Here is a 23,693-nt window from a genome sequence, read left to right as displayed (position 1 = left end):
GAGTGCGGGTCGCGCCAAGGGTTCCCCGAGCAGTTTCTCAGAGCAGGCCCATGGCCTGCCTGGCCATCCAGGACTTGAGCGGACCGCTGCGCTCGAAGCCCTTCATGCCCCAGTTGCGCAGCATCTGCACCGGCACTTCGGGGCGGGCAAACAGCTGCTGCAGCCCGTCCATGGCCAGACCCATGGGGGCCAGGGCCGCCTTGCGCTCGCGCTCGTACTGGCGCAGCAGCTTCAGATCGGCGGGGCTGCGCCAGTAGTCGCGCTCCTGCAGGACGCGCGCCAGCGCCTGCACATCGCCCAGGCCCAGGTTCAGACCCTGGCCGGCCAGCGGATGGACGTTATGGGCGGCGTCTCCTGCCAGCACCCAGCTTTGCTGGCTGTTCCTGTCCAGCGGTCCGCACCAGCGGTCGGCCACGGCCTGCTGCAGGGGCCAGGTGGCACGCTCGGCCACCAGCTCCAGCTGGCCCAGTGCATCCTGGCTGATGGACTGCAGGCGGGTGGTGAAGCTCTCTTCGTCGCTTGCCAGCCAGTCGGGCACCAGCGAGTGTTCCAGCGACCAGACCACGGCCACTTCATGACCCTCGGCCCCGCCCAAAGGCAGAAAGGCCAGAATCCCTTCGGGTGTGAACCACTGGCGTGCAATGCCTCCATGGGGCAGCTCGCAGCGCAGGCGTGTGGCAATTGCGTGCTGGGAATAGGGAGTGACGGAGAACTCCACGCCGAATTCGCTGCGTGAGCTGCTGTGACGGCCTTCGCAGACGGCGGTGAGGGCGGCCTCCACGGGTTCCGCGACGATTTCCACCTGAGGCTGATAGCGCACGGCCTCGGCCAGGCGCTGCTCCAGCGCAGGCACGTCGACGATCCAGGCCAGGGCCTGCACGTCCTGGGAAGCTGCATTGAACTGAACCTGGCCGTCGAGATCGCCAAACACCTGCATGCCGAGCACGGGCGTCGCATCCTGCTCGTCGGGCCAGCAGCGCAGCGATTGCAGCACGGTCCTGGAGCTGGCATTGAGCGCATAGGCACGCACATCCCTGTGCTGCGGGGATCGAGGCTGCGGAGGCACCACCAGCGCGACACGCAGACGCTCACGCGCCAGCAACAGAGCCAAGGTCCGGCCCGCAATGCCGGCTCCACGAATACATACATCAAAGGTTTGCGCCATGTCCGGCATTGTAGGAGGCGCGGACAGGGCCTGCGCTCAGAGCGGAAACCTCAGGCCGGTTGACCGCCGGTTGCGGGCGACTATGTTGTTGATAGCGGCCTGCGGATGTCAGGCAAGGGATTGGCCGCAAAATGATGAAGAATCCGTAATCGAAGGAGATGTGATGACCGACTCCAGCTATGACGTGCAGGGCAGGATTGCCGAGCTGTGGATCTACCCTGTCAAATCCTGTGCCGGCATTGCCCTGTCCAGGGCCAGGCTTTCGCGCCATGGCCTGCAATGGGACAGGCACTGGATGGTGGTGGATGCGAATGGAGTTTTTTTGACCCAGCGCAGTCATCCGCGCATGGCACTGATCCGCCCCGAGATTACGGATGCGTATTTGCTGCTGCATTTTCCGGGCATGGACAGCCTGCAGATTCCCTTGGAGCTGCAGGGCGGCCAATGCCGCGTTCGGGTCTGGAAGGACACGGTCGATGCCTGGGATCTCGGTGCATGGGCGCAGCACGCGCGCAGCTGGCTGAGCCAGGTGCTGGCCGAGGATTGCCGCCTGGTGCGCTTCGATGCTTCCCGGCCGCGCCGGGCCAGCGAGCGCTGGGTGGGCGATGGCGATGCCCCGGTGCACTTTGCCGATGGCTACCCCTTGCTGCTGCTCAGCCAGTCGGCCGTGGACGATCTCAACCAGCGACTCACGCTGGCCGGCGAAGCCGCCGTCGATGCGCGGCGCTTTCGTCCGAATATCGTGATTGCCGATATAGAAGCCCACGATGAAGACCGCGTGGAGCAGCTGGATCTGCAGGAGCTGCCCGGCCTGAGCCTGAAACCCTGCAAGCCCTGTACGCGCTGCCCGATTCCCGATGTGGACCCCGATACCGCCGTGCCCGGGACTGCTGTGGGAGATTCAATTTCCGGTTACCGTCAGGACCCGCGTGTGGATGGTGCTATTACTTTCGGCATGAATGCGATGGTGCTGGGCCTGTCCGATGCCGCCGGTTCAGGGGCTGAACTGGCTGTGGGTCAGCAGCTGGCGGGCCATCTGCGCTTTGATTGAGGGTGGCGCAGGTCTTTGTCTTTCAAGGACTTGGGGCATCCCTGTAATAGGGATGCCGCCGAAGCAGTGTCCAATAGGGTCATTGGCAGCAGCAACGAGGGGAGGGTAGCATGGCTGAATTCAAGTCTGGCGATTTCGTGGTTCTCACCGGCGGCAGCGCCTTTGCCGGAAAGATCGCCCGTCTGACGTTTCGTACGCCTGACGGCGACTTCCGCCTGCCGGACGGCCATGGTCATATAGGCTGCGAGGCTGGAGACTGGGTGCTGGAGTTTGCCCAGAAGGTGCCGGCCCTGATGCGCGGCTGCCAGACCCCCTGCATGACCAAGTATCTGTGCCGCTCGCAGTCCCAGTTCCGAAGGCTGCAAGAGACCGCAGGGCTGGAGCAGCTGTTTGGCCCCATGCGTACTTGCTCGCCGGCGGTGAGCGCAAGCTGATTCGGCATTTTCTCTCTCAAGCCTGCCTTGCGGCGGGCTTTTTGCTTGGCAGCTGCAAGGGCGGTGCAATCTACCGCACAAGAGCAGAGATTGCCGGGTCATTACAATCATGGGCTTTCCGTGGCCAAACCGGGACGAAACTCTGGACGGACAGAGTGCCCAGGGGTCACGCTTCAGAAGAACCAGATTCGCGCCGATGCGGATCGGGCACTTCCGCCACATGGGTGTGGTGCTCGATAGTGCATTGATACATAAGGAAATTCCATGAGCCTCAAATGCGGCATCGTGGGCCTGCCCAACGTGGGCAAGTCCACTCTTTTCAACGCGCTGACCAAGGCCGGCATCGCCGCCGAGAACTATCCCTTCTGCACGATCGAGCCCAATACCGGCGTCGTGGAAGTGCCGGATCCGCGTCTGGATCAGCTCTCCGAGATCGTCAAGCCCGAGCGCGTTGTTCCTGCCATTGTGGAGTTTGTGGACATCGCCGGTCTGGTGGCTGGCGCCTCCAAGGGCGAAGGTCTGGGCAACCAGTTCCTGGCCCACATCCGCGAGACCGACGCCATTGTCAACGTGGTGCGCTGCTTCGAAGATCCCAACGTGATCCACGTGGCAGGCAAGGTGGACCCGATTGCCGACATCGAAGTCATCCAGACCGAGCTGTGCCTGGCCGACCTGGCCACGGTGGAAAAGGCGCTGAACCGCTACAGCAAGGCCGCCAAGTCCGGCAACGACAAGGAAGCCGCCAAGCTGGTTGCGCTGCTGACGCCCATTCAGGCGGCGCTGAATGAAGGCAAGCCGGCTCGCGTGGTGGCCGTGTCCAAGGAAGACGCGCCCCTGCTCAAGCCTTTCTGCCTGATCACCGCCAAGCCCGCCATGTTCGTGGGCAATGTCTCCGAAGACGGCTTTGAGAACAATCCTCTGCTGGATCGCCTCAAGGAATACGCCGAAGCCCAGGGCGCACCCGTGGTCGCCATCTGCGCCAAGATCGAGGCCGAAATGGCCGAGATGGAAGATGAAGACCGCGATATGTTCCTGCAGGAACTGGGCCTGGAAGAACCGGGTCTGAACCGCCTGATCCGTGCCGGCTTCAAGCTGCTGGGCCTGCAGACCTATTTCACCGCCGGTGAAAAGGAAGTGCGTGCCTGGACCGTGCGCGTCGGCGCCACGGCCCCCCAGGCTGCGGGCGTGATCCATGGCGACTTCGAGCGCGGCTTCATCCGTGCCCAGACCATTGCCTTTGAAGACTACATCGCTTTCAAGGGCGAGCAGGGTGCCAAGGATGCCGGCAAGATGCGCGCCGAAGGCAAGGAATACATCGTCAAGGACGGCGATGTGATGAACTTCCTGTTCAACGTCTAACTTCAGACTGTTGTCTCATGCGGTCGCATGAGGTATCGAAAGCCCCGTAAATCAAAGGTTTACGGGGCTTTTTCATTTCCTGTTTGTCTCACGGTGCCTCGTGTTGTCTCGAATGAAAGTGGGTACGATGATGGGTACGCTCACCGCGTACCCATCAGAAAAGTGGGTACGAGGATTTGTAGAGAGAGAAACCATGTTGAATGACACGCAATGCCGTACAGCTAAGCCTAAAGATCGACCTTACAAGCTCAGTGATGACAAGGGGTTGTACTTGGAGGTGAAGCCGAACGGTACCAAGGCTTGGCGCTATCGCTTCAAGCTTGAAAAGGATGGGAAGCTCAAAGAAAGCGTGTTTGCGATTGGTGATTACGGGAGTGCTCCGGCGGGAGAGGCTGTCGAAGCTGCGCAAGCAAGGCGTGCTGGTGGGCGTTTCACGCTTGCTGAAGCTCGCGAGGAACGGCTCAAGGCACGTGGTTTGGTCAAGCAAGGCATCAACCCTGCCCATCAGCGACAGGCTGACAAGATTAAGCGAGTGCAGCAAAGTGCAATCACCTTTGAGGCCGTTGCTCGCGAATGGCTGACCATGAAAGACTGGGAGGACACGACCAAGAAGCGCCGCCTCGACATGCTGCAGCGTGTGGTGTTTCCCAAAATTGGAGTGCTTCCTGTAAAGCAAGTCACATCGGCGCATGTGCTCGATGTTCTGCAAACGGCCCACAAACAGAACGGCCCTTCTGTTGCTGCTGAGGCGCGGCGAACTATGGGTGGGGTCTTTGAACTGGCAATCGCGACGCTGCGCGCGGATATTGATCCGGTGCATCCTGTACGTAAGGCCCTTCCTGCCAACAAAACTCAGCACAAGCGGCCTTTGACTGCAGAAGAAATTGGGCAACTTTTGCGTGACCTAACCAGCCATGGTGGTCGCTACGAGACTATTGGGGCTTTTCGATTGATGTGGTGGACTTTGTGCCGCCCCAGTGAATCGGTGGAGGCTAAGTGGTCGGAGTTCGATCTCGATAAGGCACTATGGAAAATTAGTGCCGAGCGGATGAAAAAGCGTAAGGAGCATGTGATCCCACTGCCGACACAGGCAGTTGAAATGCTGCGTGCCCAAAATGGTTTGACTGGGCACTATGAGCATGTTTTCCCTGGAAGAGATGATCGAAGCAAGCCTATGAGTGTGGCATCTTTTCGGCAAATGCTCCATGTATTAGGGTGGGCAGGGAAATTTAGCCCGCATGCCACGAGAACCACGGGTAGTACACGTCTAAATGAAATGGGCTACCACCCAGATTGGATAGAGCGTCAACTTGCACATATTGAACCTAACTCAGTACGACGCACATATAACCATGCGGATTACCTGTCGGATCGAGCGAAGATGATGCAGAAGTGGGCAAATATGTTGAAGGATTTGGAGAGTGGTGCGGAACCTAAATTCTAGAAATTTGACTAATCGGCGTCATATGGGGTTGAACTGTGAAGGCTAATTCCAGATGTAGATATGTATAAGAGAAAAATGGCGCAAATGCGCCATTTTTTTGGATCTGTTTTCTACTCTTTGAGACTTCTGATTTTATCCGGTGATGTGATTTTTCTGCGTTCTTCGTCATTTTTGTGAGATTGCTGATGGAGAAAAGCATCCCTTTTGCTCTTTATAATTGGCATATTACCTTTGGAATAGCATTTTACAAAATCACCTATAGCTTTTTTGAAACTGCTGATGGTTAAGGTGATCTTGTATTTTTCTACTAATTCTCTATATAGTTCTTCCCGTTTGTTGTTATATTCGCATTTCCCACTGGGGCCGGTTCTTGGTCGTAAGTCTTTAATATAAGATCGCTCAATTTCTTTTTCTATAACTGTTTTTAACTCAGTATATTTGTATTTCCCAATTCCTCGGAAAGGATCTTTTTGTTTTTTACCTTTAGGATTTATTTCTAAAAGTTTAGCCTTGATGATTTTCCATTTTTCTTCAGGAATTGCCTTGCTTTTGTCTTTGAATGCGCCTCTGGATATAAATGCATCTAAAGAATAGCTAGAGTCATTGGAGTTATTGTTTTTTTGCTTTGCTATAAGAACATATTCTCTGCCCTGATTATCCTTCCATTCACAGTAGTTCTCGATGAGGTTGTCTATATCCTCTTGATAGTGCGTGCTTAAATGTATTCCAACTCGCATCCAAAATGCAATGGATAATTTATTGCCCGTTGTGTGGCTTGGTATGGAATCACTTAAATAATCAGTTATTTTGGAAATCCTAGATACCTGACCGAAAGAGATATTGATCTCTTTATCTCGATTGAGATGTTTTTCGGTTGCTTTTAAATCTTGATTTTTGATTAGCCATTCAAGATATTCTTGAGTTTTCGTCGAACGATCTAGAGAAAGCAATACTGTGATGAATTCACTATAGGTCCATTCACTAGCTATAGAAGTATTTATTTTCATAGTATTTGCTAAATATTTAATAACCACAAATGGCTCTGGCGGATAGGAGCCGTGCTGGACACCGCGCACCGCACACCGCACACCGCACACCGCACACCCAGTTTTGCATAGGTGCAAAGTACGCATCCTACCTCACACCTCACACCTCACACCTCACATAGTATCGAGAGGCACGACACCTCATAGGAGAAGGCGTGAGTGGTCTCAAAAACCTCACACCTCACTCAAGGAAACTAGCAATAGCGCCGATTTTTTGAGGTTGCAGAGCGATTTTTTGAAATCTGTAAAGGGTTAGGGCTAGAGCTTCTGTATGTCGCAGATTGCTCGTAGCAGCTGGAGAAATTTCATGGCAAAAAGCCAACTTCCTACCTCTGCACAGCCCGCTCAAAACGATGCCCTTGTCGATGCGAAGGGCCCTCGTATTGACCCCGCATTGTTCGCCTTCGATAGCTTGCCGGATCTCGCTTTTGTGCGCTTGCATACCGTGCAGGCACTGTTTGCGTGCTCACGCGCAACCGTTTGGCGTCGCGTCAAGACTGCAGAAATTCCAGCCCCTGTGAAACTCTCAGAGCGCATAACGGTTTGGCAAGTTGGAGCATTGCGCAAGCGCCTTAAAGAGATGAGTGGAGCCTAATTCGCTGCCTGACTTTTGCATGCGAAAAACTGTAAAAGTCTGCTGCTGAAAAGTTGCATAAATGTCAGATTTATGGCTGATGAATCGGACGAAGCAGCAATTTCAAGCCATGAAGAATAAAAGAAAAGCTGCAGAAATAGTGGTTTAAATGCTGTATCGATAGAGGCGCTAGATCAATGTAGCGGCTGGCTTATTGAGCTAGTAATGATGTAAATATCGTATAGCTATCAAACACCAGTGAAAAACAATTTACGAAGAGAATAGAAATGTGTGACTCGTTTGATTTAATGTTTAATCTTGACCAACTAATTCCAGTTGAGGAAGCTAGTGAACAGTTTGAATTTGAGTGCAAAGTCTCACTGAAAACAGGTCAAGTCAATTATGCAGATATGCTTACACTGAAGTCGCCGATTACGGGTGCTGGCTTCAAGATGATGCCTTGCTTGGATAAGGAAAAGAAATTCCTTGTAGGTTTTCGGGTAAGTATGAATGTGCCAGCATGCGTTATTGGGAATAACGCTTTTGTGCACGTTCTTCCATATGAAGCTGCCAAAATTGCAATGCTGCTTTTGAAGCATTACCTCAAGAACATCGGTGTTAGTCGCAAGAGTCTGACGCTTATCAGCCTGAGTAATGCGGTTATTAGGTTCGTAGACTTTACCTACTTGCTGAAGTGCCTTGATATAGATGATGCAGTGCTTAAGCGTAATGAGTTAGAGGATAGAATCAATGCCCTCTATCATTATTTGTCCACATCATATAGGCAGCATGTGGGTGAAGATGCAGGTCGAACTGTATACTTGAAAATTCGTAACCATCCTTATGTTCGTGCATATGTTAAATATAAGGATATTAAAGAAAAGAAGAAATATGGTTGTGAAGTTGATGTTGATTATTTAGATAGAGCTACGAAAGAGAAAATCTATGAATTGAGCCAACGTGGGCTCCGCATTGAACTGTGCGTCAATGGTGCTTATTTGGAAAAGCTTGAGCCTGGCATGAGCCGCGTTACGGCTTGGAAAGATAAGGCGAAAGCAGATGATGTGATTGGCAAGGTGTTTGAGCATTTTCGTTCTATGCTGCGCTTTGGCGATAACCTTCGCCATAATAAACACCGTCCCAATGACTTGGCTAAGTTTGATCAAAAGACTCAGGATTTTCTAAAGCTCTATTACGTTGGTGCGGAAGGTTCATATGTTGAAGGTCTAACAAAGAGTCAGCGCTATGAACTGAAAAAGAAGATTCTGAAGGTTGCGCGGATCGATCCTACTATTCCGTGGGGAAAGCACAAGCAACTAAAAGCCTGGAAGTGGTGTGTTCAGCCTTCAATGCCGAAAATTTCAAAGAAGTATCCTGACCTATTGCCACATGTATTTAATATGGAGAATATGCCGATTTTTTATGAAAAAATTATACAAGCAGAGGTAAATAAGTTTAATGTCAAAAATAATGGTGGTACTTCAGATATATCAGACTTGATGGGTGATGCCCATGTAGATGAGAAAGAGAAGACAATTAAATCGAAGCCTTATCGTGGTTTTGGAAGTTTGAATATTCCAAATATTTCAAATTTGACTGACGATTGATAGGCGAATTATTTGACTTTGATGGCATGTGACCTGGCGGTTGCATGCCATTTTTTGTTTTGCAGCTTGTCGTTACTTGCTTGACGCAATACATGTCGCAATCCAAGTATTGCGTCATTTGCATTTGGAGGCTCCCAATAGTTCATGGTGCTGAGGGTGTCTGGGTAGTTGGACAAGAGGATTCGGTGCTGTACGAGTACGGTTGCATCGCCCCTGGTGTCGCGGGCCGAGGTTGCTTGAGTCAGGGCACATTCGTGCGCAGGCTGTGCTTGTCTCTGCGCACAACTTCCTTGGCAGACTCAAGACTCTGTTTGCGGTTGCTTCAGCAGGGGCAGTGCACAGGGCTCTTCTGGGGCTTTTCAATCAATGAGATAGCTGCGGAATGCACGCAACCACCGTAGGTTCAGGCGCAAATGCCGGTACCATTCCAAGAGAATGAACTGCTCCCTCCAAAAAATATGAATGCGGTCGAAATCGAGTCAGCCGTATCGGATCTCGCTGCCCAACCCTTTAACGCTGCTGAATTTCCCTACGCCTTCTTAGCGGCCTTTGGCAACAAGGAAACGACGCTAAGAAAGCTTCGCGCGGGCAACAACAACGCCTCGGATGTGCCTGGTGGGGTTCTCCTGCGCAACAACATTCACATTGCGGTGTGCGATGCGGGCACCGTGGGCAACATGCTCCACACTCTGCGAGACAGCCCAGCCACAACCAAGGCAAAAGCCAAGTTCATCCTGGCGACCGACGGTCAGACGCTAGAAGCCGAGGAGTTGATCAGCGGCGAGACTATCGCCTGTGCCTTTGAGGACTTCCCGAATCATTTTGGATTCCTACTGCCGTTGGCAGGTATCTCCACGATTAAGGAGATTAAAGACAACCCTATCGACGTTCGAGCCACAGGGCGTCTGAACAAGCTCTACGTCGAACTGCTGCGTGAGAACCCAGACTGGGCCAAGGAAGAACGTCGCAGCGACATGAATCACTTCATGGCACGGCTGGTGTTTTGCTTTTTCGCCGAAGACACGGACATCTTCAACGGCAAGGGCCTGTTCACCCAGACGGTTGACCAGATGAGCGCGAGCGATGGAAGCAACACCCATGAGGTGCTTTGTCAAATCTTCCGCGCCATGAACATCAAGGTGTCTGAGCGTGCTGACGCCGATCCGCGCCTGCCAAATTGGGCCAACGGTTTTCCTTATGTGAACGGAGGGCTGTTTTCCGGTAGCACCGAGGTGCCGCGATTCACACGTATGGCTCGCACTTACCTGATGCATGCTGGTGCATTGAGTTGGCGGGAAATCAACCCCGACATCTTCGGCAGCATGATTCAAGCGGTGGCTGATGATGATGAGCGTGGTGCCTTAGGCATGCACTACACCAGTGTGCCCAACATCTTGAAGGTGCTTAACCCGCTGTTCTTGGACGACCTGCGAGCCGCGTTGGCTGATGCTGGCGACAACGAACGAAAGCTGCTTAACCTTCGCAAGCGCATGGCCCGCATCCGGGTGTTTGACCCGGCTTGCGGATCGGGGAACTTCTTGGTTATCGCGTACAAGCAGATGCGCGAGATAGAAGCCGAGATCAACCGCCGCAGAGATGAGCTGCACTTGCGAAGCGAGATTCCGCTGACCAATTTTCGAGGCATCGAGCTGCGTGACTTCCCCGCTGAGATTGCACGGCTGGCGCTCATCATTGCGGAGTTCCAGTGTGACGTGCTCTATCGCGGTCAGAAGGATGCTCTGGCCGAGTTCCTGCCGCTGGATGCTCAGAACTGGATCGTCTGTGGGAATGCATTGCAATTGGATTGGTTGGGCGTTTGTCCCGCCACAGGGTTGGATACAAAGCTCGTAGCCGATGACCTGTTTGAGGCCCCGCTTGATCAAGCGCAGATTGACTTCGAGAATGAAGGCGGTGAAACATACATCTGTGGGAACCCTCCTTACAAAGGGAGTAAATGGCAATCCGAAGGTCAAAAAGCCGACCTGGCGAATGCTTGGATCAAGCACCCAAGGCTTGCAAAGACAACTGACTTTGTCACTGGGTGGTTTGCCCGTTTTTTTGACTACCTAGACAAAGTGCCTGACGCTGTAGCCGCGTTCGTGGCAACAAATAGCGTAGTTCAGGGTCAGCAGGCGATTGATGTGTGGCCAGTGGCATTCGCGCGCGACTGCGAGATACGTTTCGCGCATACGTCCTTCAAATGGGCCAATTTAGCTAGTAATAACGCAGGGGTCACGGTCGTTGTAATTGGCCTCGGCAAGAAGTCGTCAAGACCAAAAAGGCTGTTCCAAGATGAACTGGTCAAGCAATGCTCAGCCATTGGCCCATATCTTGTTCCGGATAGCCTGGCGTACGTACAGAAAGCAACTGCACCAATTGGCGAACAATCGACCATGCTGTTCGGCAACATGCCTCGCGATGGCGGGAACTTGTTTCTCGACGGCGACTTAGCACTCAGGATAGGGAGTGAAGATCCAATAGCTCGCGCATTCCTTCGACGGTTTTACGGCTCTGACGAGCTTATCAATGGCAGATTGCGCTACTGCCTCTGGATTGAAGAAGGTGAGGTTGAGAAAGCTCGCAAAAGTGCATTCGTTGCGGATCGGCTCATTCGAGTAGCTGAAAACCGTCGCGAGTCCGACGCTGAGTCCACTCGGCAGTTTGCAGATCGCCCTTACCGATTCGTTCAAATTGCGGGCGTTGCCAGAAAAAACCAAATACTCGTTCCAGGCGTGAGCTCCGAGAATAGGCCATATCTGCCGTGTGACTACTTGACTAAGGAGGCCATTGTCTCCAATAAGTGTTTTGCACTTTACGATGCGCCACTCTGGAATTTGGCGGTGATCGCCTCTCGTCTGCATTGGGTCTGGATTGGCACTGTGTGCGTGCGGATGCGTACCGACTTTTCATACTCCAATACCCTTGGCTGGAACACCTTCCCAGTCCCACTGCTTACCGAACAGAACAAGGCTGACCTAACTCGTTGCGCTGATGACATCCTGCTAGCCCGTGAATCCCACTTCCCCGCCACCATCGCCGATTTGTATGACCCGGAAACCATGCCGGACAACCTGCGTCATGCCCATGAGCGCAATGACGAGGTGTTGGAGCGTATCTACATCGGTCGCCGATTCAAGAACGACACAGAGCGGTTGGAAAAAATGTTCGAGCTGTACACCAAGATGACTGCCGCAGACAAGGCCAAGCCTGCTGCCAAGGCAACCAGAGGGAGGAAGAAAACCGTATGAGCGATCAAGCAAGCAACCCGACTAATGCGTATACCGTGCCATCGGTGTCCATCAACACGGCACGTACTGGCGCGTCGAGCAAGGCCAATGAACTGGGCATGCGTGCCATGCAAGAGCGCGCCTACGCCAAGCGCGGTGAGCAATACCTGTTGATCAAGTCTCCCCCTGCATCCGGCAAGTCCCGTGCCCTGATGTTTATTGCGCTGGACAAGCTGAATAACCAGGGCTTGCAACAGGCCATCGTGGTGGTGCCCGAGCGCTCTATTGGTGGCAGTTTTGCTGATGAGCAACTGACGCAATTTGGTTTTTATTGGGACTGGAAGGTCGCACCTCAGTGGAATTTGTGTAATGCCCCTGGCGGAGATGAGCCACGTGCGGCCAAGTCCAAGGTGGCGGCTGTCCGTGAATTCCTAGCCAGCGATGACAAGGTGCTGGTCTGTACCCACGCCACGTTCCGCTTTGCCGTGGAGGAATTGGGTATCACTGCTTTTGATAACCGCCTGATCGCGGTTGATGAATTTCACCACGTGTCCAGCAACCCAGACAACAAGCTGGGCAGCCAATTGGGTGCCTTCATTGCCCGTGACAAGGTTCACTTGGTGGCGATGACGGGTTCGTACTTCCGAGGGGACAGCGAGGCCGTTTTGGGCCCTGCAGACGAAGCCAGGTTCGAGACGGTGACCTACACCTACTACGAGCAGCTCAACGGCTACCAGTGGCTTAAATCGCTGGACATCGGCTACTTCTTCTATACCGGGGCTTACGTAGATGCGGTCAATAAGGTGCTCGACCCTTCGCTCAAAACCATTGTTCACATCCCCAACGTGAATGCGCGTGAGAGCTTGAAAGACAAGCAGCGCGAGGTGGACGAGATCATGCATGGTCTGGGCACGTGGAAGGGCGTGGACCCCGACACCGGCTTCCATTTGGTCGAGTCCCCACAAGGCCGCATCTTGAAGGTGGCTGACCTTGTTGACGACAGTGATCCGGCAAAGCGCTCTCGCGTGCTGTCGGCACTGAAAGACCCAGCCCATAAAAACGACCGTGACCATGTGGATGTGATCATCGCGCTGGGCATGGCCAAAGAAGGCTTTGACTGGATCTGGTGTGAGCATGCGCTGACCATTGGCTACCGCAGCAGCTTGACAGAAATCGTGCAGATCATTGGCCGTGCAACCCGTGATGCTAAGGGCAAAGAGCGGTCTCGGTTCACCAATCTGATTGCAGAGCCTACCGCTGACCAGTCAGCAGTGGCCGAGGCTGTGAACGACATGCTCAAAGCCATCTCTGCCAGCTTGTTGATGGAGCAGGTTCTGGCCCCCCGCTACGAATTCACACCAAAGAACGCTGGCCCTCAGGAAGGCTTCGATTATGGTGAAGAGGGCTACAAAGAGGGTGGGCACAACATCGGGGTGAACAAGGACACTGGCCAGATTCACCTGGAGATTGCCGGCCTGACCAAACCTGAAACACACGAAGCGACTCGAATCTGCAAGGAAGACTTGAACGAGGTAGTCACAAGCTTTCTGCAAGACAAGACTGCGCTCGAACGTGGGCTGTTCGACAAGGAAAACACGCTGCCCGAGGAATTGACGCAACTGCGCATGGGAAAGATCGTGCGTGAGCGCTACCCAGAGCTGAGCGATGCGGACCAAGAGGCGATCCGCCAGCATGCTATTGCCGCGATGAACATCACCCAGCAAGCGAAGTTGGCTTTGGCTCAGGCAGACGCCAATGGTGGTGGTAGCCAAGGTAGTACCGCATTGATTGACGGTGTGCGTAAGTTTGTCAATGTGAAGGACTTAGACATCGATCTGATTGACCGCATCAACCCATTTGATGCCGCCTACGCAGTGCTTGCCAAGGCCATGGATGAGAAGTCGCTGCGGCAGGTACAGGCTGCCATTGCCGCCAAGAAGGTAAGCCTAACTGAGGAAGAGGCGCGCGACCTTTCCAAGCGAGCTTTGCAGTTCAAGAACGAACGTGGCCGCTTGCCGGACATCAACTCTGCCGATGCTTGGGAAAAGCGCATGGCCGAGGGCGTGGCGGCTTTTGCACGCTATCGTGCATTGGCTAAATCTGCCCAGGCACAAGGAGCTTTGAGCAATGGCTGATATGGATGATGACGATCTGCTGGATGCGCTGGGTGTAGAGGTTACCCCGCTCAAAACTTCCAGCCGTACCCCGCGCGAAGAGCGCATCGTTGCTGGCTTTGAAGACATTCTGCGTTTTCATCAAACTCATGGTCGAGCACCTCAGCATGGTGAAGAACGCGATATTTTTGAGCGGCTTTACGCTGTTCGTTTAGATCAACTACGCAAGTTGCCAGAGGCCCATGCATTGTTGGCAGAGCTCGATATACCCAAGCTGCTAGAAGGCAATCAGGTTCCGGCCGTGGATATTGATGCGCTTGACGAGGATGCATTGCTTGCTGAGTTGGGTATTGCCGAGGAGATGGCAGAGACCGGTGATATCACTGTGCTACGGCATGTCCGGTCCAGTGTGGAAAAACGTGCAGCTGAGGAAGTGGCTGAGCGTAATGCCTGCGAAGACTTTGAGCGATTCCGCCCGTTGTTTGAACAGGTTGAACAGGACCTGAAGTCGGGTGTGAGGAAAACGCTTCGTTTCGGACGTGATGCCAGCGTGGCCGATGGCAACTACTTCATTTTGGGTGGTCAACTTGCCTATGTGGCAGAGGTCGGTGAGACGATCAAGGCACCGAATGGCGACAATGATGCGCGTCTGAGAGTCATTTATGCCAACGGTACTGAAAGCAACCTGCTGCTCCGTTCTTTGCAACGTGCGCTCTATAAAGACGATACAGGTCGGCGGCTGACCGACCCCGATATGGGCCCGTTGTTCAGTGGCGAAGTAGAGCCAGAAGACATTGAGACGGGCACCATTTACGTTCTGCGCAGCAAGTCAGAGCATCCGTTTGTGGCTCAACATCGCGAGTTGATTCACAAAATCGGGGTGACAGGGGGCAAGGTTGAGACTCGGATTGCGGGTTCTGAAAACCAAGCAACATACTTATTGGCTGGCGTGGAAATTGTCGCAACCTACAAGCTTCACAACGTCAACAGAGTGAAGCTGGAAGCACTGTTTCACCGCGTGTTTGGTGCTGCGCAACTAGACCTCACCCTGGAAGACCGTTTTGGCAAGCCGGTGAAGCCGCGTGAATGGTTTCTTGTGCCTTTGCATGTGATTGATGAGGTTGTGCTGCGGATCGTGGATGGAACGCTCACCGATGTGGTGTACGACGTTCAATCAGCCCGCCTAGTTACGACTCAGTAAATCATTTTTCACAATGCAGCCATGCATGGGCTATATATGCCCTACATGGCGTAAACGTATCTGCTACGTGTCTTGGGGAGGCTGGTCAGCAAGAAGCGTTTGAATCCTCAGGCGAACTTCTTCATCAGCCTTTCCGTACTTGAACAACAGTTCAGCAATTTCATCGTCAGTGTCGGCGTAGAAAAACGCCACAGGCACCTTCAGCACCTGAGCCAACTTGCGCACAGTCAGCAAGTCTGGCTTGTGGATGCCAAGCTCATAGCGATTGATGCGCGTGCTCGCCACGAACGCATCGATTCCCGCCTCAATTCCCAGCATCTTTTGCGACAGCCCCGCAGCTAGGCGGGCCTGTTTGAGCCTCGCGCCCCATTGTTCATCCGCGTCGGACATCTCGCACCTTCAAAAGGCTACGAGATTCGTAGTTATGCTTTATTCTCGATACTACGAGTTACGTAGCATTGCTGAGGCAAGAAGCAACTGCCCAGCCCAATAAAAGGACAAAGCATGGTAATGAGAGAGGGAACGCGCTGGCTCACAGTGCTGGGCGTGTTGGGGTTTGCTGTGGGCGCTTGGGTGCAGTCTGCCGGTGCTCGTGAAGGTACTCAACTGGCATCAAGGGTGCATGACTACTATGCGGAATGCCACAACCCTGACACGGAACTGTGCTCCGTTAAAAGCCCTGAGCCATCGCTGTACATGTACACGGTGCTCACTCCCGACATTCCCTTTGATGACCTAGGGGCGCACTGGGTGGTGGATTTGCGCAAGTTCCAACCCGCGAAGAGCGCCGTGAAAGTGCTACGTGTAGCATCCAACGCTGGAGACGTACATGCAATTCATCTGAAGCTGATTTATGACAAAACTGCGTTGGCACATGCCGCACGCAAGCCAGTACCAGTCGCCGCTTCAACGCCGCCTCCTGCAGTGCCACAGCCCGCATTACCCACGTCAGCCACAACGGTTGCGAACACTGCATCACGCTCCGGTTCGGCACCGACAGCACGTGGTGAAAGATCGTCAGAGCCAGCTGCAACTAGCAGCTTAGCGCGGACAGGACAAGCAGGGCCATCTAATCCATCATCTTCGGCATCGCCCACTAGGACTGAGGGAACATCCGTTGAACAACTTGGTGTGAAAAAGACCGGCCCCAAAGCAACTGCTACTTCAACTTCTGAAGCCTCTCCAGCTGTGCAGCTTCCATGCCTGGATGGCATCTGCTTGGGCGCATCCATCCAGACTTTGAACGCGCCTTTTGAGCCGGTGATGACTTTGAGTGAGCAATTGCGCTCCGGCCTCACCGCAAATAGCAAGCTGCCTCCCCATGCCGAAGATAGCTTCAAGCGCATGGAAGCTTTTTACCGCAAGGGTGACAAAGACGGGCTTGAGAAGGAGGTGGCGACCTGGTCTAGCCCTGGCTATGAGCGCGACCAATTGCGTAGAAACCTCTTCCATCTGGTGCAGGCATACGAACTAGCGGAACAAGCATTGGGAGGGAAGCGCAATGCAGATACCGCAGACCTTGCCATGTACTTTGTACCCCAGCCTGAGAATCGTAAAAATGGCCTTCACCAAACAGTGAACATCAAGACTTATCCCATGTCGTTCGCGACAGGCAAAAGCCTGTACTTTGACCAGGGCTTGCCCAAGTTGATGGCTAAAACCAAGCCCGTGTTTTGCGGCGTATTCCACCTCGAAGGCCATTACAAGAGTAAATCCGGCTACTCAACAACGGTCGCGGTGCAGACCGATAGCGACGGTGACTTCAAAGTCAGCACGATGGAGCGTCTGTTTACGAACGTTTCACACGACAGCTTGCAGCAACTGCATAAAGAGCTGGAACAGCGCTACGCATCGCCCGTCAACGCCAACATCGCTTGGCTGATACAGGACACATCAAAAGTACAGTTGGTTTTCATGCATCCAATCATGAACCCCAAGGCGGGCGCGGGGCACGATGAGGCAAGCAAGCTTTTTCAGGCCCTGTGGCAGCAAGGTTGGATGGACTTTAAAGGCAAGAATGTCGGCTGGCCTGTAGCCATGAAGACCATTGCCAACCACAACAAGAACAGCATTGCCGCTTGCAAGCCGAAAGCGCTGCCGATGGATTAACAGAGGAGATGGCCCGCTCGCCACGCATTCCTTCCGAAGGAATGCGTGGCATTGCGTTCCATGACCGGGCTGGGTGACTATGCAGTGAAAACAGCAAAGCTGGCTCAGTAGCAAATTCTGCAGGATGCCAGTGCAGCAATGCTGGCACAGGCGCATTCGGTCGTAGCCGCACAAAAACTGGTATTACTCAACGATAGGTAGGCGGTAGCTCCCGCTGCAGCCGAGGTCTGACCTCGGGTTTGAGAGCTTATTTGCCGCAGTAATTAGCTCTATCGGGTACAGGGGCTCAACTTCAGCTTCGGTGCAATAGAAGGACATGCTCAAGCGACACACGCTGTCGCTATCGACTCCTAAAGTTTGAGCTCCCTTCAGTTTTTTTGCATTGGAAGAGCCTTCATGCGAGTTAGCGATACTGTGATACGAAACCTCTACGGACGAGTAAAAGTCTTGCATGCGCGTGAGAGCGAACTGGATCTTCGTCTGTCCCAAGAGATATCAACAGCACTTGCGCACTTCGGCCCCAGTATCCTGGCACTTGATGGCGCAGACCCTCTGGATGGGGATTTCATTACTTTGTACCACCAGTTAGCACTGCGTCGCATTGCTCAGTTTAAGCAAATAATTTCAGAACGTACTTCCTATTTGAATGGCTCCAAGGCTTTACGAGACACGTTGCACCTAGTGGGTGTACACACCGCATTGCAATGCGATTTGGGAGGTGCGCTTGATCACGAACACGCTTGCACAAAAGAGGCGTTGGTGCAGCAGATCAGTATGGCTTTACTCCATTTGAAGGTTTGCAGCAACTCGCTGCAACATCAGCTGGTAGTGCTGATTAGCACCCTAGAGACATGGATGAATGCCAAAGCATTAAGTGCTAATCAGAGAGTGAGTCGCAACTCACATGATTCACGTAAGTCAACTTGGTCTGTGGCAGGACTGGGTGCGACACAACCTGTCTTAAAAACAACTTATAGTTACATTCATTGAATTACTTCTCAGCTCTTGAATGCCTGCTTCAACTCTGGCTAGCTCAGCATCAAAAGGCGAAAAACTGGCACAGCGCTTGTCTCAAATTCTTGCTCGCCTGCATCAAGGTGATGCGGTTGACAAGCACCAGCTTGCCCAAGACTTTCAAGTGGATGTGCGTACCATTGAACGCGACCTTGGCGAGCGCTTGTGCGGGATCGTTGAGCGAAGTGCTGATGGTCAGTGGCAACTGACGCGCACAGCGAGAAGCAGTATTCCAGCCAAGCACCTGCATGGCTATGCACGTATGTCGGGGACGGAGCACTTGTTTCCGGATAACAGCTTGCGCTACCTGTTGGAACAACTTCATACCCCGGAACAGCAGCGCACAACGCATGTGCAGGCAATTGCACATGAAGACTTGCGGCCGCGTACGCAAGATTTTTTGCAACTCCAAACTGCCATCGAGCAAAAACATATATGCAGTTTTAGTTATAAGGGCAAAGCACGCAATGTGCAGCCCTACAAGCTAATCCACAAAAATGGCGTGTGGTACTTGGCAGCGGAAGAAGGTTCAAAGCTGAAAAATTTCAGCGTTGGCTTGATCGAAAACTTGCTGGTAGATCAAAGCAGTCTCTTTTTACCTAAACGCAGCCACAAGGAATACATCGAGGCCAAGGATGACGTTTGGTTTACTGAAGGCACCACAGAAGTCCTGCTTCGTGTGGCTCCTGAAGCAGCGCATTACTTTATTCGTCGTCCATTATTGCCCCAACAGCATCAACGGCAAGATAGTGACGGTTCCTTGCTAGTCACCACGCATATCAATCACATCGACCAACTGCTGCCGGTGGTGCGGTATTGGCTACCAAATGTGCGAATCATTCAGCCTGTTGAGTGGCATCAGGAGCTTTTGGTTGGCTTGCGGGGCGCACTCAGTCGCTGGGAATTATGAATACCCAATCAGCCTCACCCAAAAGCATCGCTATGCCACATCAGCCTCTTCGGATCAAGGCTTCGTTTTACTCGTTTAATAACCTCATATAAATACGTATGTCCAATACTCACAAGATGAGCCAGATCTATGACCAAGTGACGGCTTTTGTTGATCAGTCGCTTGGAGCAGTTCTTCAGAAAAGTGCCTCAAGGACGGGCTACGTCGATCTGGAAAGTGCGATTGCGAGTTCAAGGACACTACTCGAAAAATTCAGAGACAAGACCCATGAAGATATCCGCGAGTTGCGCGAACTCTCTGAATGGGAGACGTTCACCATTGCGTTCTATGGTGAGACAAATGCTGGCAAGTCGACCCTGATCGAGACACTTCGTATCCTCTTGGGCGACAGCGAAAAACTCGCTACGCAGCAAAAATTCCAAACCTTGGCTAAGGAGTTGCACATTGATGCTGAAAGCCTCATTGCACTTGAAAAGTCGGTCCAGCAGTTGCAGGCTCAACTTACAGAGAGTCAGCGTCATGCTGACTCGCTCGCGAAGCAGCTTTTGAATGAAGAGAACCAGCAACATGCTCACCTCACTGCGCTGATCGCAACCATCGCGAACAAGCGAAAAAACCTGAGTATTTGGCAGAAACTGGTGCACCTATTCAAAAAGCTGGATGAGGAAAAAGCACTTCCTGCACAAGAGCAGGCATTGGCGCAGCTCAAGATAAGCCAAAAGGCGAAGCTTGAATCGATCGCCTCTGAGCCACTTCGCATTCAGAGCAAACTTGACGCTTGCAAAAGCGATCTAGCCAAGGTGGAAAGCACGTTCGAGCAACTGATCCCTTTGCAGGATGGCCTCATCATCGGCAATGGACGCTCGGACTTCACACTTCAATCACATGCCTACCACTTCGCTGCTGAAGGGCAGAAATTCCAACTGGTCGACGTGCCTGGCATCGAAGGCGATGAGAAGCAGGTGATGAGCGCGATCGATGCATCCGTCAAGAAAGCCCACGCGGTGTTTTATGTGACTCGCAATGCTACCCCCCCTGGCTCTGGCAGTGATGGGCAAGAAGGCACGATCGACAAGATCAAACGCCAGCTTGGGAAGCAGACTGAAGTGTGGGCTATCTTCAATAAAAGCGCGACGAATCCACAGGTCTTGCAAGGCCAGTCACTGATAAATCAGAACGATGCTGTCGGTCTTGCGGAAATGGGCAAGTCACTGACTGCGTCGCTTGGCACCGAAACCTACAAGGGGCATCTGTGCGTAAGCGGTATGCCTGCGTTTTTGGCCTCGGCCTCATGCTTTGTTCCCAACAATCCACACGTCAGAAATCGGGAAAAATTCCTCTTGGCCATGGAGGCCGATGAAATCCTGCAACGCAGTGGCATGAACGCTTTTCTGCAGTTCCTACGTTCAGACCTTTGCCAGAACTTTAAGGCCAAGATCCTCACTGCAAATCTGAAGAAGGTTCGCAGTTGCCTGCAAGATGGCATTGTTCACCTGAACCAGGCCCGCGACAATTTCGCCAACGCAGCACAAAAGCTTGAAGCTCAGCAGAAATCTGCTGCTTCCCAAATCGATGGATTACTTGCTGGCACATCGCAAAAGCTCAAAAGTGAATGCCATGACGAGTTGAACAGCAAGAAGACTTCCATGCGCACAGCAATTTACGGCTACATCGATAACGAGCCAAGCAACGATGACTTCAAGGAGTATCTAACTGTAGAAATCGATCAGCTCAAGACGAGCATGGGAGTCGATCTGGAGGCACGCTTCGCCACAGTGTTCAAGTCCTTCACGAGTGAGGCAGAGGCCATCATTCAGAAAAATCAAAAAAACGTCAGCGAAATCCTGCACTACACGATCGATGACCCATTCTCGTCGTTGAAGCTCAGCTTCAACACTGATTTCAAGATGGACAACGGCATCAACGTGATTGCACTCATCTCGTCATTAGGCGGGGCTGCAGCTTTGGTCTGGGCATCGTTTCTTGCCTCGAATCCGGTTGGTTGGAGCACTGCCGCAGTTCTAGGTGCAGTGGGTCTCGTCTTTAGCTTTTACAAGGCCGTCCGCAGCTTCTTCAGCAGTGAATACAAAAAAGAGCAGCAGCGAAAATCCGCTGACGAGAATCTCGACAAGGTATTTGAAAAACTCACAGAAATGCTCGATAGCAACCTCGACTCAGCAAGTGCCAAGATCAACGAGGCATTGCTGGAGACTAAGACGAAGATGCGCATCCCCTATGAGCAAAGTATCAACACTAAGGTCGCCCTAGAGGACATCGCCAGCAAGATGGCCGTGCTGCGCGAAAAACTCGTCCCCAAGCAATCCACTAACGTAGCAGCTCGCACATCTACGCCTGCTACAGCCCCAGCTATCGTTTAACTTCTGGAACGAAATATATGACCAGCGCAATTCAATCGTTTGAGCAGCAGAAGCAGCAAGCACTCGGTATTCTGTCAAGCCTATCTGCTTTCGTTCAGGAAGGCTGCAAACTGGGGATTCATATTCACCCAGATCTGGTAGAGAAGCTCCAAAAATCGGTTCAGAGTGCCAGTGAAGAAAAGCTCAAGGTCGCCTTGATAGGGGGCTTCTCCGAAGGCAAGACATCAATCGCTGCAGCTTGGTTGGAAGAGCTTGACCGGCGTAGCATGAATATTAGCCAGGCAGAATCATCCAACGAGGTCCAGATTTACGAATACAAGGATCAACTGCAGATCATCGACACGCCCGGTCTATTTGGCTTCAAGGAAAAGACCAACGCAACCAGCCAAGAAATTGAGAGATATAAGGACATCACCAAGCACTATGTGAGCGAGGCTCATCTCGTGCTTTATGTGATGAACTCCGCCAACCCGGTCAAGGAGAGTCACACAGACGATCTGAAATGGTTGTTCCGCACACTTAATCTGTTGCCTCGTACGGTGTTCGTTCTTAGCCGTTTCGACGAGGTTGCAGACGTATCGGAAGACGCTGACTATCAGGATAAATTCTCAGTCAAAAAGAGTTCTGTCCTAAAGCGCCTCAACGACGTGCTTGCACTAACGCCACAGGAGCAGAGCGATCTCTCCATCGTCGCGGTCTCTGCCAATCCCTTTGATATGGGCGTGGAACACTGGCTTAGTAATCTTGCTGAGTTTCGTAACCTCTCACGCATAGGTCTTCTGCAAAGCGCGACTCAGCAGAAAATTAAGCACAATGGTGGGCTGCTCGCCCTTGCGCACGAAACCCAAAAGTCCATCATCTCCGACGTTATCACCCAACAATTGCCTGCAGCCAAAGAAGCCTATGCATTACTGGCTGATGAAGCGCAACGCCTCACGGAGATCAAGCAAAGCCAAGGACTAGAGTTACAGAAGGCTCATACCAATATTGGAAATGCGCAGGTGCGCTTGCGCGGTCGTCTTTTGCGCTACTTCGAGGATTTACAACTGCAGACGCGCAACGTCGGAATCTCCACTTTCAACGACTTCATGCACAGGGAAGTTGGTAACGAGGGTTGCCTAGTTCAGCAACGTATTCAGGAAATCTTCAGCGACGAAATTGGCGGTATCAATACCGATCTGTACCGGATTCAGATGAACGTCAACAACGAGCTGATGCACTATGACGATGTCCTGAATGCCATGAGCAAGAAAGGAGTTAAATTCCTGTCTAAGCCAGGCGTGATCACCAATGGCAGCGTGCTCGCGGTACGTGACGGCATTAATACAGCAACCAAACTGGTCGGCCTTGACATCAGCAAGTACCTCAAGTTCAAACCCTGGGGGGCCACCAAATTGGCAAATGGTCTCGGTAGCGCACTGGCAGTGGTCGGTATTGCGCTGGAGGCGTGGGACAGCTACAAGGAGCAAGAGCGCCAAGCTCAATTCGCCGAGACCATCAGAAGCATGATCTCTAACTTCCAGATGCAGTCTAAGGAGGTTATTCAACTGATCGATGCACCAGAATTTGCAGACCGCTTCTTCCCGGCTTTTACGACTCTCAAACAGCAGCTTTCTGCAATTGATGATGAGATGAACATGTTGCAAGAACGTCAGGTGCGCTTCAAGAAATGGTACGGCACCGGCACAGCCATCGACACAGAGTTTCGCGAAATCAACAGTAGCAGTGGCAGTTACCAGGAAGCTTGGGAAGAAGTGCCCGATATCGTGCTTGATACCACGCCCATTATCGAGACGGTTGCGCAGAAATCCGTTACAGCCTCACATCAGTCTGCACACGTACCAGCAAAAACTTCGCTTTGGTCTAAACTATTCTCCTGATTGAGCTAAGAGCTACCCGGGACATCAGAGTCGGCCAAGGAGGTTTTGAGTTCAAGACCTCTTTGGCTTGTGTATGGTGTTCTGCTTCGCTTCAGAGCTGCAAATAGAGAAGCAATGTGCAGTTCCGGCGACAACGTGCCGGCCAGCCACGCGTCGGTTTTGCAGCGATTTCCGTTACTC

17 protein-coding genes are annotated in these 23,693 nt (G+C 52.7%); 14 read left to right on the top strand and 3 right to left on the bottom strand.

Annotation, left to right across the window (positions count from 1 at the left end; translation table 11 throughout):
• Nucleotides 1-37: 37 nt before the first annotated feature.
• Nucleotides 38-1,165, bottom strand: a complete 1,128-nt coding sequence (locus tag FSY59_RS18995; protein WP_029158498.1) for an FAD-dependent monooxygenase — start codon at nucleotides 1,163-1,165, stop codon at nucleotides 38-40.
• Between the two features lie 163 nt (nucleotides 1,166-1,328).
• On the opposite strand from FSY59_RS18995, the gene FSY59_RS18990 reads away from it, so the two are divergent.
• The 4 genes from FSY59_RS18990 (at nucleotide 1,329) to FSY59_RS18975 (ending at nucleotide 5,453) form a co-directional block, all read left to right on the top strand.
• Nucleotides 1,329-2,216 carry an MOSC domain-containing protein gene (locus tag FSY59_RS18990; protein ID WP_148729075.1) on the top strand — a complete coding sequence of 296 codons (888 nt, stop codon included), beginning with the start codon at nucleotides 1,329-1,331 and terminating at the stop codon, nucleotides 2,214-2,216.
• A 110-nt stretch (nucleotides 2,217-2,326) separates the two neighbouring features.
• Nucleotides 2,327-2,650, top strand: a complete 324-nt coding sequence (locus FSY59_RS18985; RefSeq protein WP_003051450.1) for a hypothetical protein — start codon at nucleotides 2,327-2,329, stop codon at nucleotides 2,648-2,650.
• Nucleotides 2,651-2,914: 264 nt separating this feature from the next.
• On the top strand, nucleotides 2,915-4,009 hold the full coding sequence (gene ychF, locus FSY59_RS18980) for a redox-regulated ATPase YchF (protein WP_003051453.1): 1,095 nt from the start codon (nucleotides 2,915-2,917) through the stop codon (nucleotides 4,007-4,009).
• Nucleotides 4,010-4,202: 193 nt separating this feature from the next.
• Entirely contained in the window at nucleotides 4,203-5,453 is a 1,251-nt protein-coding gene (locus FSY59_RS18975; RefSeq protein WP_148729074.1) for a tyrosine-type recombinase/integrase, read from the top strand.
• A 110-nt stretch (nucleotides 5,454-5,563) separates the two neighbouring features.
• Here the strand turns inward: FSY59_RS18975 and FSY59_RS18970 are convergent, their stop codons facing one another.
• Nucleotides 5,564-6,586, bottom strand: coding sequence for a hypothetical protein (locus FSY59_RS18970; protein WP_148729073.1), 1,023 nt, complete (start codon nucleotides 6,584-6,586; stop codon nucleotides 5,564-5,566).
• Between the two features lie 184 nt (nucleotides 6,587-6,770).
• Between FSY59_RS18970 and FSY59_RS18965 the strand changes: the two genes are divergently transcribed.
• The 5 genes from FSY59_RS18965 (at nucleotide 6,771) to FSY59_RS18945 (ending at nucleotide 15,222) form a co-directional block, all read left to right on the top strand.
• Complete coding sequence (locus tag FSY59_RS18965; protein WP_255439398.1) at nucleotides 6,771-7,094, top strand: AlpA family transcriptional regulator; 324 nt, start codon at nucleotides 6,771-6,773, stop codon at nucleotides 7,092-7,094.
• Between the two features lie 266 nt (nucleotides 7,095-7,360).
• Nucleotides 7,361-8,680: a hypothetical protein gene (locus tag FSY59_RS18960; protein WP_148729072.1), complete on the top strand. Its 1,320-nt coding sequence runs from the start codon at nucleotides 7,361-7,363 to the stop codon at nucleotides 8,678-8,680.
• 458 nt (nucleotides 8,681-9,138) lie between these two features.
• Entirely contained in the window at nucleotides 9,139-11,928 is a 2,790-nt protein-coding gene (locus tag FSY59_RS18955) for a DNA methyltransferase (RefSeq protein ID WP_148729071.1), read from the top strand.
• Nucleotides 11,925-14,042 carry a DEAD/DEAH box helicase gene (locus FSY59_RS18950; RefSeq protein ID WP_148729070.1) on the top strand — a complete coding sequence of 706 codons (2,118 nt, stop codon included), beginning with the start codon at nucleotides 11,925-11,927 and terminating at the stop codon, nucleotides 14,040-14,042. Before FSY59_RS18955 ends, FSY59_RS18950 begins: the two co-directional genes overlap by 4 nt.
• Nucleotides 14,035-15,222, top strand: a complete 1,188-nt coding sequence (locus tag FSY59_RS18945; protein ID WP_148729069.1) for a GIY-YIG nuclease family protein — start codon at nucleotides 14,035-14,037, stop codon at nucleotides 15,220-15,222. The genes FSY59_RS18950 and FSY59_RS18945 overlap by 8 nt, the downstream gene beginning before the upstream one ends.
• A 63-nt stretch (nucleotides 15,223-15,285) precedes the next feature.
• Here FSY59_RS18945 and FSY59_RS18940 read toward each other — a convergent pair whose 3' ends face one another.
• Nucleotides 15,286-15,612, bottom strand: a complete 327-nt coding sequence (locus FSY59_RS18940) for a helix-turn-helix domain-containing protein (protein WP_148729068.1) — start codon at nucleotides 15,610-15,612, stop codon at nucleotides 15,286-15,288.
• A gap of 114 nt (nucleotides 15,613-15,726) precedes the next feature.
• Here FSY59_RS18940 and FSY59_RS18935 point away from each other — a divergent pair, with 114 nt between their 5' ends.
• The 5 genes from FSY59_RS18935 (at nucleotide 15,727) to FSY59_RS18915 (ending at nucleotide 23,513) form a co-directional block, all read left to right on the top strand.
• Nucleotides 15,727-17,331 (top strand): hypothetical protein, encoded by a 1,605-nt coding sequence (locus FSY59_RS18935; protein ID WP_148729067.1) that lies wholly within the window; start codon nucleotides 15,727-15,729, stop codon nucleotides 17,329-17,331.
• 396 nt (nucleotides 17,332-17,727) lie between these two features.
• Nucleotides 17,728-18,321, top strand: a complete 594-nt coding sequence (locus FSY59_RS18930; protein WP_148729066.1) for a hypothetical protein — start codon at nucleotides 17,728-17,730, stop codon at nucleotides 18,319-18,321.
• Nucleotides 18,322-18,340: 19 nt separating this feature from the next.
• Nucleotides 18,341-19,255 carry a YafY family protein gene (locus FSY59_RS18925; RefSeq protein ID WP_148729065.1) on the top strand — a complete coding sequence of 305 codons (915 nt, stop codon included), beginning with the start codon at nucleotides 18,341-18,343 and terminating at the stop codon, nucleotides 19,253-19,255.
• A 98-nt stretch (nucleotides 19,256-19,353) separates the two neighbouring features.
• A complete protein-coding gene (locus FSY59_RS18920) occupies nucleotides 19,354-21,633 on the top strand; it encodes a hypothetical protein (RefSeq protein WP_148729064.1) in 2,280 nt (759 codons plus the stop codon).
• 17 nt (nucleotides 21,634-21,650) lie between these two features.
• A complete protein-coding gene (locus FSY59_RS18915) occupies nucleotides 21,651-23,513 on the top strand; it encodes a LeoA/HP0731 family dynamin-like GTPase (protein ID WP_148729063.1) in 1,863 nt (620 codons plus the stop codon).
• Nucleotides 23,514-23,693 lie beyond the last annotated feature (180 nt).

Origin of the sequence: Comamonas sp. Z3 (assembly GCF_008121565.1) — a bacterium.
In the GTDB taxonomy this organism is placed as follows: Bacteria; Pseudomonadota; Gammaproteobacteria; order Burkholderiales; family Burkholderiaceae_C; genus Comamonas; species Comamonas brasiliensis.
The sequence above is the reverse complement of the archived record's forward strand: the minus strand, read 5'-3'. Positions and strand labels throughout refer to the sequence as shown.